Below are 13,315 nucleotides of genomic sequence, written 5' to 3' on the forward strand. Positions count from 1 at the left end.
CACCACGGTTGTCCGCGTTTCCGGCGTCGAAGAGGCAGTTCAGGTGGCAAATGATACCGAGTACGGCCTCGCGGCCGCAGTCTTTGGGGCAGACAGCACCCGGGCACTGCAAGTGGCCATGAGAATCCAAGCCGGACATGTGCACGTCAACGGGGCAACCGTTCAGAACGAGGCTCAGGCTCCTTACGGCGGCATGAAAAACAGTGGCTACGGCCGATTCGATGGCCGGGCCGTCATCAACGAGTTCACTGATCTCAAGTGGATCACAGTGGAGCAGTCCGACCAGCAATACCCGTTCTGAATAGAGAGCCCGACGCATCCGAAGAGGAGAGACATGACAATGCAGGTAACCGCAGCGGTGGCCCGGTCACCACGGCAACCGCTCACGATTGAAGAGCTTGAACTGGACGATCTGCGCCCGAACGAGGTACTCGTAAGAATGGTGGCCTCAGGTGTCTGCCACACGGACGCCATCGTCCGTGACCAGGTTTATCCCACACCATTGCCCGCGGTCCTCGGACACGAGGGCGCCGGAGTCGTGGAGAGGATCGGCGATTCGGTCACCACGGTACAGCCTGGTGACCACGTCCTGCTGGCGGCCGCCTATTGCGGTAAGTGCGACCGCTGCCGTTCCGGCCAGATGGCGTACTGCGAAAACCTCTTCGCCGCTGACTTCGGGGGCCGGAGGCCCGACGGGACCACGGCATTGAGCAAGGACGGGGAAGTGATTTCCTCCCACTTCTTCGGCCAGTCGTCCTTCGCGACCTACGCCAACGTCGTCGAGGAAAGCGTGGTCCGGATCGATTCCGACGTTCCCCTTGAGATTGTTGCCCCGCTTGGATGCGGCATCCAGACCGGAGCCGGCGCCGTCTTCAACGAACTTAGGCCCACGCTGAACAGCACCCTCGTGGTCATCGGGACCGGCGCCGTCGGATCGGGTGCCATCATGGCCGGAGGGATTGCAGGGTGCGCCCGTATCATCGCCGTCGACATCCACGCTTCCCGACTCGACCTCGCAAAGGAACTTGGAGCGACGGACGTCATCAACACAAAGAACGCTGACCTGACGGAAGAAATCCTCCGTTTGACGGCCGGACGCGGCGCCGACTACGTGGTCGACACAACAGCCCGGCCCGAGTTGCTCCGCAAAGCAGCCGATGCTCTCGCCCTCAGGGGCACCCTGGCGCTGGTCGGCGCTGCCGCTCCCGGAACGGAGGTCTCCTTCGAGATCGGTCTTTCACTGGTTAAGGGATGGACGTTCAAAACCGTGATCCAGGGAAGTTCCGTGCCCCAGGTATTCATTCCTAAGCTCATCCAGTTGTGGAAGGAAGGTCGGTTCCCCATGGACAAGCTGATGCGCAACTACAGCCTGGGGGAGATCAACCAAGGCTTCGAAGACTCGGCTAACGGCACCGTCATCAAACCCGTCATCGTGTACTAGCCAGCACCTGGTCTCGATGGGACGCCATGGCGCTCATTACTGCATACGCAAGAGGACGACGGCGGATTCTTCCCGCCGTCGTCCTCTTGCGTTTATTTTTTGTTGCCTATCGCTGCTCGGGTTATTTGGTGACCTGAAGTCCGGTGTCCCAGTTGAAGTCGGCGAACTCCGGGTTGGCCTGCATGGTCATGAGCACGAACTGGAAGCCTTCGAGTTCCCGGGCTGGCGTTTATGACGGCCGTTGGGCCGCATCCACAGCATCTTGAGCGAGCAGTTCGCTGGTGCGCATGATGGATGCGCGTCTGCGTTCTTCGTCCGGCGTTCCGGTGATCACGAGGGGGACGTTCGGGCTCGATACCCATGCGTGGCACAGCGTGACGATGGTCAGCAGAAGATCTTCCGCCGCTGTCTCGCTCAAGGCCGGAAGGGCATTCCGGATCTCGGTGACTTTGTTCGCTGAGCGGAGGGTTCGGGTCTCGGCTCCTACCGGATGTCCCTGCTCAAGCCCCTCCCAAAAGGTGAGGCGTGCGAGGCTGGGGCGGCTCCTGGAAAAATCAAAGTACCGTTCCGCGAAATCTCCGATCGCAACGGGACCCGAGCCGACGATCGGAAGGTCGTCCAGGGCGGTGACGAGTTCGCGGGTGAGTGCCGCTTCGAAGAGTCCGGCCTTGCCGCCAAAGTAGAAGTAAATCCGTTCGCGGTTGCACCCGGAGATCCGCGAAATCTGATGGATGCGCGCCCCGGAGAAGCCCCGTTCGGAGAACTCGGTGATTGCGGCATCGAGGATTTTCTTCTGCGTCGCGTCAGTGTCCCAGGCCATGGCCCCCATCATATCTCCAACCGTTTGTTTGCTTTTGCGAAACGGCACGCAGTAGCATCAATTCCAACCAGACGTTTGGAGATTGAGTGGGACACGAAGGCAAAGCGCTAGCGGCCGATGAAACGGATGCGCATCATCACCGAACCGTCGGTATGGCATCCGTCCACGTAAGGGCTGCTATCACCTGGTTTGCGATCTTTCCGCTGGCCGCAATAGGGATGAGTATTTTGGCCGCATTGGCGCCGGGGTGGCCTCCGGTCCTGCGCGCTTTCACGCTCACTCTTGTGGTCGTTCCCATTGCCGTCTACGTCGCTGTTCCCCGCCTTCTCCTGCTCCAGACGAAGCTGGGCCACGCTGCCACGCGCACTCAGGCGCGGCACAGTGCGAAACGCAATACGCGGGTTCGCAAGCCAGACCGGGGTGCATGATCATCCCGGCCACGATGATGAGGAGTTTGCCATGCAGATAACTGCCGCTGTTGCGCGCGAGCACAACACACCGTTCACAATCGAACAGCTTGAACTGGACGCCCTGAGGCCCAATGAAGTGAGGGTCCGCATGGTTGCAACCGGCATCTGCCACACGGACGTGCTCGTCCGCGACGGGGTCTATCCGACACCGCTGCCGGCCGTCCTTGGCCATGAGGGGGCCGGCGTTGTCGAAGCGGTCGGCGACTCCGTTGTCTCTGTGGTGCCTGGCGACCACGTTGTCCTTGCTGCCGCGTACTGCCGTCACTGCAAGCGTTGCCGGAACGGCCAGATGGCGTACTGCGAAAACCTTATGGCGGCAGACTTCGGTGGGCGACGTCTGGACGGCCAAACCTCGCTAAGCAAGGACGGAGAGGCCATCTCGTCCCATTTCTTCGGCCAGTCATCCTTCGCGACCTACGCGAACATCGTCGAGGAGTCGGTCGTCCGTGTCGACAATGAAGTCCCGCTCGAGCACCTTGGCCCCCTGGGCTGCGGCATCAACACAGGGGCGGGAACCGTCCTCAATGAACTCAAGCCGGAAATCGGGTCCTCACTGGTAGTTTTCGGCACCGGCGCCGTCGGCTGCGCCGCAGTCATGGCTGCGCGCATCGCGGACTGTGCCACTATCGTCGCCGTTGATATCCACGACTCACGGTTGGAACTCGCCCGAGAGCTGGGCGCTACACATGTGATCAATTCAAAGACTGAAGACATCGCCGGGCGGCTTCGTGAAATCACGGCTGATGCAGGCGTTGACTACGTCGTGGACACCACGGGCCTGCCCACTCTCCTTCGCCAGGCGGCCGATGCCTTGGGAGTGCGCGGTACACTCGCCCTCGTTGGTGCGGCCAAACCTGGCACGGAGGTCAGCTTCGAGATCGGCGCGTCTCTTGTGAAGGGCTGGACTTTTAAGACCGTGGTTCAAGGCAGTTCGGTGCCGCAGGTCTTCATCCCTCGGCTGATCCAGCTCTGGAAGGACGGCAGGTTCCCGTTCGAGAAACTTGTCAGTGACTACGCCCTTGACGACATTAACCAGGGCTTTGAAGACTCCAGGAGCGGGAAGACGATCAAACCGGTCATCGTCTTCTGACAAGTGCAAGGCACGTGGTCTTTAGGGCGCCATGGATTTTCCTTCTTAGGATCACCGGACCGCCGGCCTGCCGGGTGGTTGCTACTGTCCCCAGCGGTAGCGCACGGTTTCGAGCAGGGTCGCGAAGTCAGCCGCCATGTCCGTATGGCCGGGGTCGGAGAGCCATTGGAGTTGCAGGCCATCCATGGCGGCTATGAGACCAGCCCGCAGCCATAGCCGAGGTCGTGCCCAAGCCAGAACATCGGTGCGGGTGAGTTGCCGCATAGTAGCCGCGGTAGCCTACAGCCAGGGCTGCGGGGCAGTGGGCCGACTCTGGGTCCGTCACCGTAGGCAAGCGCGCGGATTTCAGTGTGTTCGACGTCGACCCGCTGTCGGCCGGCCCGGATCACCTGGCCGCGGCGCAGGCGCTGGCGACAGGCGTGGACGTCGGCTGCAGCACTTGGCGCTGGCTCTGCAAGATAGGCGGCGGCAGGCCCGCGGCGGCGGTGGTTGAAGCGCCGCGGGCCTAAAGGGTTGCGGACCTGAGGCACCGCGGGCCAAAAGGGGTCAGCCCAGCTGCCTCGTAACCCACTCGGCAAGGGCTGCGGCAGTGCCAGCATCAAGGCTGTGTCCGCCGGCGGAGCGGACGGCCGTGGTCTCGGCGCCGGACTCCCCGCCGAGGTAGCGCCACGTGGCATCCAGCAGTTTCGCCGGAATGACCGTGTCGGCGTCCCCCTGGGCGACGAACATCGGCACGCCCTGTAGCCGGTCCGGAGAGGTTGGCACTCCTGCGTCGAATGGCAGCGTTCCATAAAGAATCGCCGCACCCGCAAAGCGTTCCGGGTCGTCCAGGATGAGTCCTCCGGCGAAGGCGGCACCACCACTGAATCCGATGAGTATCACTGGCCGCCCGGCCGGGGCGACGCCTTCCAGCCACTCCCTGAACCAGGCCATGTTCTGAGCAAGGGAATCCGGCAACGGACGGCCGATGCCGCGGTTAGCGAACCAGGCGAACCCCCGGCCTTCGGCGATTGGAGCCCGGACGGCCGCGTAGCTTGCAGCGGCGGGGAGGTAGTCTGCCAGTCCGATGATCTCCGTTTCGCGGGAGCCGCGGCCGTGGAGCAGGACTACGAGCGGTTGCGTGGGATCGTCGGTGGAGTGCCACTGGACGAGGGGATCCGGGAGGTGGTTCACGCGTCTGCCCCCGTCAGTTCGTCCGTCGTCATGAACTCGGCGATGTTGGTCAGGGCGTAAGTCAGCGCTGCGCCGTGCCAGTCGGCATTGATGCTCGATGTCGCATCCGTAACGATGATGGGCCGGTAGCCGTGGTCGGCTGCGTCCCGGAGCGTGTGTTCCACAGCCATGTTGGTCCAGACCCCTGCCACCACCACCGTGGTAACGCCCAGGTTCCGCAGCAGCAGATCGAGGCCGGTGCCGTTGAAGCCGCTCATTCAATTCCGGAGGAGAACCGGTTCTCCCTCGACAGCCTCCAGCCCATCCAGTGCGTCGGCGCCCCAGGAGCCGAGCTTGAGCGACTCGGGTCCGATCATCCGGAAGATGGGGGCGTTGCTGCCGCCGAAGTCACCCCCGGGGTAGAAAACAATGCGATTGTGAATGATAGGCATCGACTGGCTGCGCGCCCATTCGAGCAACTGCTTCACGTGCGGCACCAGTTCCTGCTCAACAGCATGGCCGGCGGAGCCTGACGAGGCGAATGCACCGTCAGAATGGACGTTGTCGTTCTGAAGGTCCACCAGCACTAGGGCGGTCTTGGTGAGGTCGAGTGGGGCGGTCTGCATGGAGTCTCCTGATTGGGGCCTTCGAATAATTGCTTTAAGCTTCAAGTAAGTCATGTGTGTTTCTATTCCCCTCACGGCGGGGGAGTGCTCAGTGCGGAGTGAGGACGAGGTTGGAGAAGAAGGCTTCGGTGCCGATATCCACGAAGAGACCGATATTGCCGGCGGCCTGCTTACCCTTGGTGTCGGCGATTGTCAGGGTTTCAGTTCCGTTGATCGTCACCTTTACTTGAGTGTCGACGTCGATCTTCAGATGGATCCATTCGCCGGGGCCGATGTCGGCGCCGGCCTCGTAACGGCCGTCGGGATACTTTTCGCGAAGCCGCTCATATTTCCACTCGGGGTAGGCGAAGTATTGAACGGCGCGCTGGTCGCGTGGGGGTGGCGGACTGGCCTTCGAACCGTTCAGCGGGCGTACGTACACGGCTTCAAAACGCTCATGATCGCCGGCGATGCGGTAGGCGATGCCGGCAAAGGCCCGGGCGTCGGGGGGCCTTTGCGTTGAGGCGGCTGAGAATATCCACCTCGATGGTGCCGTTCTCAATAGCCGCGGGAAGCGCCACGAATGTTGGCATGTCGACGTAGTCGATGCGGGGCACCCCCTGAAGCGTGACCGCATCGGTTAGTTCCACACGCAGTGCCGTTCTTCCGGACGCCTCTGCGGGTGTTGTGGTGACGGAGTGCAGCGTCGATCCTTCCGGGAGGACGGCAAGATCATATGTCGTGGATGTTGCCGGCGTCATGCTCGCACCGCCGTTTCCGGTATGCGGGCCAGGACCGGCAGGGTGGCCAGCGCGACGGCGGCCACAAGGGCGCCGGGCATCAGGTTCCATCGTGTTGCGTGGGTCAGGAACTCCGCGGCGTAGGGCGCGATGCCACCAAAAACGGCTGTGGCGGCCGTCGCGCCCAAGGCCAGTCCGGTGAGCCTGCCGGCGGGGGCGAACTGTTCTGCGGCGGCGGAGGCGCCGACGGCGGTGATGCCGCCGGCGGTGCAGGCAAGGACGACGGCGCCGGCCAGTGCCGCGGTGACTGRACCGGCCGTCATGAGGGCGAACATGAAGACCGGCAAAGCGATGGCAGCGGCGCACAGCACGAGCAGTGTGGTCTGTCGCCCAATCCTGTCCGAGAGCGCGCCGGCGAACGGTGTTACCGCGATCACGGTGACTGAAGCGACCGTGGACAGCCACAAGGAGCTGCCTTCGGGGAAGCCGGAGACCGAGGTGAGGAAGGTCGGGACATAGATGATGCCGACGTAGTAGGCAGTGGACGCCAGGGCGGAAATGGCGAAGGTTCTGTAGAGTCCGGCGCGCTGGGTGCGGAGGGTGAACCGCAGGGGCCGGTGCGTCTCGCCGGTCGGCTGTCCGGTAAAGACGGGGGTTTCGCGCAGCGTGCTCCTGGCCGCAAGCGTTGCCAGTGCCAAGAGGGTGCCGACGGCGAAGGGGATGCGCCATCCCCAGGTGTCCAGGGCCGCCTGGTCAAGCATCGTGGTGGTGATGGCGGAGACCGCAACGGCGAGTAGTGCTCCGATTTCGCTGGCCATAGAGGCCAGCGAGGCGACCAGGCCGCGGCGTCCGGGCCGGGCACCTTCGTAGAGGTAGGTGGTGATGGCGGAGTATTCCCCGCCGACGGAGAAGGCCATCAGGCATCGCAGGGCGAGGAAGGCAGCCCCGGCCGTGGCGCCCGCCTGTGCGTGCGTGGGGAGCAGGGTGGTGGCGAACATGGCCGCAGCCATGACGGCCATGCTCGCCAGAAGTACGGGCCGTCGGCCGAAGCGGTCCCCGAAGCGTCCGAACACCAGTGCGCCTACAGGCCGCAAGAGGTAGGACACGGCGAACACCGCGAGCGTGGCCAGCAGGGATTCCGTGCCGCCGCCGAAAATGACCCGGGACAGGATGGTGGCCATGAAGAGGTACAGGGTGAAGTCATACCATTCCACGATGGTGGAAAGGGCTGCGACGGCGATCGAGGTCCGCGGCAGGGAATCGCCGGCGGCGGTGCCACCTGCCGGGCGTTCTGCCTGGCGCGGTGGGAGGGGGAGGGCAGCGAAAAGGGGCATAGGTTCAACTCCTGGTTTGGAGGCAAGGCAGAGGCCGGCCCCATGAGGTTGAGCCGTGCCGGTTCGGGTTCTTTAGGTGGTGACGCTTACGTGGTGACGACGAGTTTGCCGCTGGCGCGGTTTTCCTCCATGTCGCTGTGCGCCTGGGCAATCTGGTCGAGCGTGTAGGTCTTGTCGAGGGGCGCAATGGCGGTGCCGTCTGCAACGGCCTGCAGGAAGTCCTGGAGGACGTTGCCCGGGAGGTCGGCGGCTCCGCCGGTGTAGGAGGTGAGCCGGACGCCCCGGGGAATGTAGTCGATGGGATAGAAATCCGGGACGGTCCACTTGTTGGAGAGCATGCCCGTGAAGCAGACGGTGCCGTGGATCCGGGTGGCCCGCAACGTGTCGCGCAGCGTCGGCGTGCCGACGAGCTCGAGGGCGGCGTCCACCCCGTCGGGAACGATGCGGCGCACGGCGGCGGCGAGGTCGCCGTCGTCGATCAGGACATGGTCGACGCCGATCGCGAGGAGCGCTTCCCGCTTGGCCTCGTCTCGGGTGGTGGCAAGGACGGTAAGTCCGCGGCGTTTGGCGAGGATTGCCGCGGCCATGCCAACGGAGGAGGTCCCGCCGCGAATCAGCAGGCTTTGGCTGGGCTGGACATCCAGGCCGATGGTGAGTGAGCCGTGGGCGGTCTGCAGCATCTCCGGGACGGCGCCGATGACAGGCCAGGGCAACTCTGATTCGAACGGTAGGACCTGCCCGGCCGGCACGCACGTGTACTCGGCGTAGCCGCCGTCGAAGACGCGGCCCATGCCGCCCATCAGGGTGGCGACCTTCTGTCCGGCGCGGAACTCGCCGCCGGGGGAGTCTGCCACTTCTCCTACAGCTTCGATCCCGGGCACGCGCGGAAAAGTGACGCCCTCGGCCAGGCCCAGGCGTGTATGCAGTTCCGAGCGGTTGAGCCCGAAGGCCCGGACCCGGATGAGCACTTGGCCGGGCCGCGGCACCGGGATGGGCCGCTCCCGAATCACCAGTGCCTCGGCCGGCCCCGGCCCGTCCAGCACAACGGCCCGCATGGTGCCGCCGCTCACTGCATGGCCTTCCGCGAGTTCAGCGCCGTGGATTTCAGCGCCGCGGAGTCCCGCGAAGACCGAGGTGTGCTGCGGACCCGTGCCAGGAGGTCGAGCAGCGTGGTTGCCTCCTGCCTGGTCAGGGCCGGGGTGAACCAGCGGGCAAGTTCGTCCTCGACCACGTGGCGGCCCTGCTCAACCATGGCGGTCCCCTCCGCCGTGAGTTCAAGCAGGGAGGAACGCCGGTCGCCCGGGTTCATCTTCCGCGAGCAGTACCCCGCCGCCTCCACGCGATCAATGAGCTTGCTGGCGCCGCCCACCGTAATGGACAGCGCCGAGGCGATGTCGAACACCCTGCACGTGCCAAGGGACGCAAGCACGACCATCGCCTCGTACCTGCCCAGGGGGAGGTCGCATTCCTGGCGCAGGCGGGCGTCGACCGCGTCCCACAGTTCGGTTTCAAGCCGGGTCAGCGTACTGAAAAGCGGGTAGAAGCCGGTGTGGTCGTCTCGGGAGTCCATGGATCGAGACTAGCAGATAGATTCCATGGAAGATACTTCCCTGGATTCCACTAGGTGTCATGAAGTCTACAAGCGGTCTTCATCCACCATTCGGGCCACGTGGAGAGTGAGGTACGTGACCTCGTCCTCGGTCAGTGGTTCGCCGAGCCTGAGCTCGAGGACAGCCTGCAGCTTGCGGGCGGTGGAGTAGGCGTCCGGGTAGGAGCCCCTGATCGCCTCACGGAGTTTGCTGGCGCTCTCCTCGAGCTGCTTGCCGGAGTTGGCGCGGATCGATCCCGACAGGAGCGGCATCGCCTCGGCAAACATGCTCCGAACTGAGTCAAGTTCTAGGAAGGCGAGGTGGGCGCTCTCGTATGTCGGGTTGCGGGCTGTTGTCGACGAACCATGTGCCGACAACCCGGCGCCCTCCAAGCGCGGGACCAGCTAGGTCCATGCGCTCCGTCGAGGCTGAGACATTGATCAACGCCCGAAGCTCCACTGTCTGGGACGTCATCACCGATGCACGGAACTTCACCGTCTGGGAATCCGGCATCACGCGCATCCGGGGCGAGCTGCGCAACGGTGGCACCATCAGAATCCGAACTCACATCGGAGGGGAGCGCACCTTCCGGCTGCGCGTCCAGCAGATGCCCGGCGAGGTGATGACCTGGACCCAGGGCCTGCCTCTGGGCCTGCTCACCGGGGTGCGCACCTTCAGGCTTGAACCGCTCGGCGGCATGACGCACCTGCTCGTAAAAGAAGAGTTCACTGGCCCGCTTTGCGGGCTGCTGCTGTGGGAGTTCGTGTCCGACACGCAGCAGGCTTTCATCGATTACGTTAGCGCTGTCAGGAAACGCGCTGAAATCCTCGGCCGACACCTTCGAACCACGGGGTCATGGGCGCCATCGGAGCAGCGCGCAGCGTCCAAGAGCGCCCGACGCCGCCTGAGCGTGCTCTGGGCCATGCTTCGCGACGGGCCTCTAGCGGCGGACTGAGGTTGCGACACCGTTTGTCTGCGGGACACCTTCAGAGATGCCACGGATGCATCCCCGCGGGCTCTTGTTGGGTGGACACTATCGGTTTACTCTGGGGTCTGTCGGGCAGCGTGCGCATGAATGCGCGCTGGATGGGGACCGGACGGCATCATCCAGCACGCCTTCGGTGCCTTAAATGCGAAGGAACTTCATGGCGATGATGGCTGAACCGAAAATCCACCCGCAGCACCCTTTGGCCGGCCGGGGCGTATATCTGCTGGACGACCACAAGGTCGTGAGACGGGGCCTGCGCCATCTGCTGGAGTCCGATGGTCTCAGCATCGCCGGAGAATCAGGGTCCGCGCACCGAGCATTCCGGCGAATTCCTGCCCTCCGCCCGGAGTTGGTCATCCTTGACGATGACCTCCCCGACGGTTCCGGTGCCGACGTGTGCAGGGCCATCGCCGCGGCGGACCCGACCATCCGGTGCCTGCTGATGACCGGAGATGCCGACGAAGCCGTGCTGATCAACTCCATTCTGGCCGGCGCGTGGGGGTGCCTGTCCAAACAGGATGGCAGCAGCGAACAGCTCAGGCTCATCCGCCGCGCCCTGGCCGGGCACACCGCGTACAGCGGCCGGTTCCAGACCCCGCTCGTCGGGCCCGCAACCCAGTCCCTGGATAGGAGACTCCTGACCCTCACGAGACAGGAAATGAATACTGCCATCCGACTGGGGAGAGGGCTGACCAACCGCCAGATCAGCCAGGAGATGTCGCTGGCGGAAAAGACCGTGAAGAATCTGACCTCAACCGTTCTGAGGAAACTCGGCATGGCGAGCAGGACTCAGGCCGCCGTGTTCATCACCAGGGCGCTGAATTCTTCTGAAGACCCTGCCGACGGCGGATACCGGTTTAGCCCATCCCCGGCTCTGATCGCGGAGGTCACGGCAGCGCTGCTGACCTGCACAAGCGAGTCCTACACCGTGYCACCCACAGACGAAGTGCGGGCAAGGGACGTCCGGCGGCTTACCGACGCACTCACCGCGACCCGGACCGACCAGATGGGACCCCACCTGCTGCCCGGCCGGACTTAAGAACCCCGGATCCCGGGAACGGCGTTCCCGGCTCAGTAAAGCTGGTGAGCCCGCCATCTCCCCGGGGAGAGCCCAGGGTGGTGCATGCTCGCGGGGCCCGCACCCAATAGGGCGTCCACCGAACGCTGTCGTGGCTGTACGGTCGGGTCAGTCAGCTAGTTTGCAGGCGCCGGGACCGGCGATGCGGGGCCGGGGCGGTCCCGTGGGTGTGTCCGACGGCCTCGAGCACCACGGCGGGCAGGCTCTGGGTGCTCCTCATGATCTCGCGCTGTCGGCGCGCACCTGTGCCGGAGGACAGGATCCGGGCCACTTCCGCGGTCACTTGCTCCTCGTCCCCGCTGTCGGCCAGGGCTGGCCGGATATGGGAGAGGAGGACCTGGACCGCTTCTCCGGCCGGGCATGGAATGTTCAACAGGGGGTGCAGGAGGGTGTCGTCGACTCCTGATTGGCTTGCCTTCCACGCCGCCAGGCGCAGTTGACCGGCGGACAGGCGGGGCGCAGAAATCCCGGCGCGCCATTCCTGGGCGGCCCGTTCAACGAGTCCCCGCACCATCGCGGCAATCGCGGCCGCATGTGAGGCCTCCATGCACACGTCGGCAATGCGCACCTCCACCGTCGGATGGTTCCGGGAGAGGCGCGCGTCGAAGTACACCATGCCTTCGTCGAGGAGTACGCCCGTTGTCAGCAGGGATTGCACGTACCGGAGGTATTCCCGTTCTGATCCGAACCTTTCGCAGGGCCCGGCGGTCGGCCAGCGGGTCCAAGCCTGGTAGCGGAAGCTTGCGTATCCGGTGTCGGCACCCTGCCAGAAAGGGGAGTTCGTGCTGAGCGCCAGCAGCACGGGCAACCAGACGCGGATTCGGTCCAGGACTGCCACCCCTTCCTCACCGTCGGTGATACGGACATGAATATGGAAGCCGCAGGTGAGTTGCTCCCGGAGCGTCAAACCGAACCGTGTTGCCATGCTCAGGAAACGGGGCTGCGGTACGAGGGTAGGAGTGGCCGGGACGGGACTGGTGGCCACGGCGACCGCTCGTGCGCCCACCGAACGGGCCGCCTCATCGGCAAGCCGCCGGCCCTCTCGGACGCCCGCAATCACTTCCTGCAGCGTGGAACAGACAGGGCCAACGGCCTCAAGCTGCTCTTGCTGGACTTCCAAAGCCAAGAATGGGCCGCCACTGGTTTCAGGGCGCTGCGGGGCCTTGGCCAAGCACGCTTCCGCGGCGGGTACGGGCTGGCCCGTCGTGGCATCGACGAGCAGGAATTCCTCCTCGACGCCGAACGTCCTTTGAACCCCGCCGCCAGAACGGTTGGGTGATCTCGTCATTGAAGAATTCAAGGCAGCTCCTAACCGGAAGGCCTCCAGCCCTGCCACTGCAGGGCGGCTGCCAATGAAGCTATACAGCCCCCTCAACGAGCCATGATCACCGGCCCGCTCGCGCTGCTGATTCCCCCAGAATATCCCCGACAACAGCCTGCCGGAAGGAAAAGCCTATAAGACGGTCATCCAGACACACGTGCCCCATCGCCCACACCTTCCGGGGAACGGGACGCGTAGCGCGGGCGGGGCAGTGATGCGGGATTGCCGGAGGGGCGTCCCTCCGCACCGGCCGCGGGTCCTGACAGAGGACACGAACAGACTGAAAACCCCCACACCGGGTCGTATGCGTGGATCTTGGGAAGAGCTGGGTAGAGCCTGCTTACAGGGCTCGCACCCATTCGGGCGTCCGCTGGCGCGGCCGGCTGTTGGGTCCAGTGCTGTCCGTGGCGGCCCACCGGCCATCCCTGGCCCTTATGTCTACGACGTTTTTTGGTTGCTGTCTGGGCCGCTTGGGAGATTTCGGACAGCGGATTAGTGGTTTTATCTACGCTGCCGCGGGCGGCTGCTGGTAACTGTAGTGGACCTCGTTGGGGTAGCGGTAATCCAGGGCGGAGTGCCGGCGCCGGCTGTTGTAGAAGCCCTCGATGTAGCGGATGACATCCCGCCTGGCCTGGGCCTTGGTGGCGTAGACAGTGCGGTACACGCGCTCGTTCTTCAGCGCCGAGA

Annotated in this window: 14 protein-coding genes and 2 pseudogenes; 6 read left to right on the top strand and 10 right to left on the bottom strand. The window is 64.4% G+C overall.

Going from position 1 to position 13,315, the window contains the following annotated elements; all coding sequences use genetic code 11:
* Together AC1DR1_RS21845 and AC1DR1_RS21850 are read left to right on the top strand one after the other, a co-directional pair.
* A partial coding sequence (locus tag AC1DR1_RS21845) for an aldehyde dehydrogenase family protein (RefSeq protein ID WP_476993301.1) occupies positions 1-301 on the top strand: 301 nt, incomplete at its 5' end.
* A gap of 33 nt (positions 302-334) precedes the next feature.
* Complete coding sequence (locus tag AC1DR1_RS21850) at positions 335-1,441, top strand: NAD(P)-dependent alcohol dehydrogenase (protein ID WP_476993302.1); 1,107 nt, start codon at positions 335-337, stop codon at positions 1,439-1,441.
* Between the two features lie 229 nt (positions 1,442-1,670).
* On the opposite strand, the gene AC1DR1_RS21855 is transcribed toward AC1DR1_RS21850, so the two are convergent.
* Positions 1,671-2,261, bottom strand: coding sequence for a TetR/AcrR family transcriptional regulator (locus AC1DR1_RS21855; protein WP_476993303.1), 591 nt, complete (start codon positions 2,259-2,261; stop codon positions 1,671-1,673).
* Between the two features lie 459 nt (positions 2,262-2,720).
* Here AC1DR1_RS21855 and AC1DR1_RS21860 point away from each other — a divergent pair, with 459 nt between their 5' ends.
* Positions 2,721-3,821, top strand: a complete 1,101-nt coding sequence (locus AC1DR1_RS21860; protein ID WP_476993304.1) for an NAD(P)-dependent alcohol dehydrogenase — start codon at positions 2,721-2,723, stop codon at positions 3,819-3,821.
* A 350-nt stretch (positions 3,822-4,171) separates the two neighbouring features.
* Positions 4,172-4,330, top strand: a complete 159-nt coding sequence (locus AC1DR1_RS21865; protein WP_476993305.1) for a hypothetical protein — start codon at positions 4,172-4,174, stop codon at positions 4,328-4,330.
* A 37-nt stretch (positions 4,331-4,367) separates the two neighbouring features.
* Here AC1DR1_RS21865 and AC1DR1_RS21870 read toward each other — a convergent pair whose 3' ends face one another.
* The 7 genes and pseudogenes from AC1DR1_RS21870 to AC1DR1_RS21900 form a co-directional block, all read right to left on the bottom strand.
* Positions 4,368-4,994 (bottom strand): alpha/beta hydrolase, encoded by a 627-nt coding sequence (locus AC1DR1_RS21870; protein ID WP_476993306.1) that lies wholly within the window; start codon positions 4,992-4,994, stop codon positions 4,368-4,370.
* A pseudogene (locus AC1DR1_RS21875) lies at positions 4,991-5,653 on the bottom strand (cysteine hydrolase family protein). The gene AC1DR1_RS21870 and the pseudogene AC1DR1_RS21875 overlap by 4 nt, the downstream one beginning before the upstream one ends.
* Before the next feature lie 34 nt (positions 5,654-5,687).
* Complete coding sequence (locus tag AC1DR1_RS21880; protein WP_476993307.1) at positions 5,688-6,140, bottom strand: 3-keto-alpha-glucoside-1,2-lyase-like domain-containing protein; 453 nt, start codon at positions 6,138-6,140, stop codon at positions 5,688-5,690.
* A gap of 195 nt (positions 6,141-6,335) precedes the next feature.
* Positions 6,336-7,652 (bottom strand): MFS transporter, encoded by a 1,317-nt coding sequence (locus tag AC1DR1_RS21885; protein ID WP_476993308.1) that lies wholly within the window; start codon positions 7,650-7,652, stop codon positions 6,336-6,338.
* Positions 7,653-7,738: 86 nt separating this feature from the next.
* Positions 7,739-8,722, bottom strand: a complete 984-nt coding sequence (locus tag AC1DR1_RS21890; RefSeq protein ID WP_476993309.1) for a zinc-binding alcohol dehydrogenase family protein — start codon at positions 8,720-8,722, stop codon at positions 7,739-7,741.
* The gene (locus tag AC1DR1_RS21895) at positions 8,719-9,222 is read right to left on the bottom strand and encodes a MarR family winged helix-turn-helix transcriptional regulator (protein WP_476993310.1); all 504 of its coding nucleotides are present in this window, start codon (positions 9,220-9,222) and stop codon (positions 8,719-8,721) included. The genes AC1DR1_RS21890 and AC1DR1_RS21895 overlap by 4 nt, the downstream gene beginning before the upstream one ends.
* A 66-nt stretch (positions 9,223-9,288) precedes the next feature.
* Positions 9,289-9,528 carry a PRD domain-containing protein gene (locus AC1DR1_RS21900; protein ID WP_476993311.1) on the bottom strand — a complete coding sequence of 80 codons (240 nt, stop codon included), beginning with the start codon at positions 9,526-9,528 and terminating at the stop codon, positions 9,289-9,291.
* A gap of 125 nt (positions 9,529-9,653) precedes the next feature.
* Between AC1DR1_RS21900 and AC1DR1_RS21905 the strand changes: the two genes are divergently transcribed.
* Both AC1DR1_RS21905 and AC1DR1_RS21910 read left to right on the top strand, forming a co-directional pair.
* Entirely contained in the window at positions 9,654-10,196 is a 543-nt protein-coding gene (locus AC1DR1_RS21905; RefSeq protein ID WP_476993312.1) for an SRPBCC family protein, read from the top strand.
* A 190-nt stretch (positions 10,197-10,386) separates the two neighbouring features.
* Positions 10,387-11,268 (top strand): response regulator, encoded by an 882-nt coding sequence (locus tag AC1DR1_RS21910; RefSeq protein WP_476993313.1) that lies wholly within the window; start codon positions 10,387-10,389, stop codon positions 11,266-11,268.
* Between the two features lie 151 nt (positions 11,269-11,419).
* On the opposite strand, the gene AC1DR1_RS21915 is transcribed toward AC1DR1_RS21910, so the two are convergent.
* Positions 11,420-12,595 (bottom strand): glutamate--cysteine ligase, encoded by a 1,176-nt coding sequence (locus AC1DR1_RS21915; RefSeq protein ID WP_476993314.1) that lies wholly within the window; start codon positions 12,593-12,595, stop codon positions 11,420-11,422.
* Positions 12,596-13,133: 538 nt separating this feature from the next.
* Positions 13,134-13,315, bottom strand: a pseudogene (locus tag AC1DR1_RS21920) (IS3-like element ISAar4 family transposase); the annotation flags it as partial.

The sequence above is a fragment of the Arthrobacter sp. P4_F10 genome, from assembly GCF_056401435.1.

Bases quoted from the DNA above. Each gene is read 5' to 3' on its own strand.
- AC1DR1_RS21915 (WP_476993314.1), bottom strand. From the start codon at position 12,595: ATGACGAGATCACCCAACCGTTCTGGCGGCGGGGTTCAAAGGACGTTC.
- AC1DR1_RS21855 (WP_476993303.1), bottom strand. From the start codon at position 2,261: ATGGCCTGGGACACTGACGCGACGCAGAAGAAAATCCTCGATGCCGCA.
- AC1DR1_RS21860 (WP_476993304.1), top strand. From the start codon at position 2,721: ATGCAGATAACTGCCGCTGTTGCGCGCGAGCACAACACACCGTTCACA.
- AC1DR1_RS21850 (WP_476993302.1), top strand. From the start codon at position 335: ATGACAATGCAGGTAACCGCAGCGGTGGCCCGGTCACCACGGCAACCG.
- AC1DR1_RS21895 (WP_476993310.1), bottom strand. From the start codon at position 9,222: ATGGACTCCCGAGACGACCACACCGGCTTCTACCCGCTTTTCAGTACG.
- AC1DR1_RS21905 (WP_476993312.1), top strand. From the start codon at position 9,654: ATGCGCTCCGTCGAGGCTGAGACATTGATCAACGCCCGAAGCTCCACT.
- AC1DR1_RS21900 (WP_476993311.1), bottom strand. From the start codon at position 9,528: ATGTTTGCCGAGGCGATGCCGCTCCTGTCGGGATCGATCCGCGCCAAC.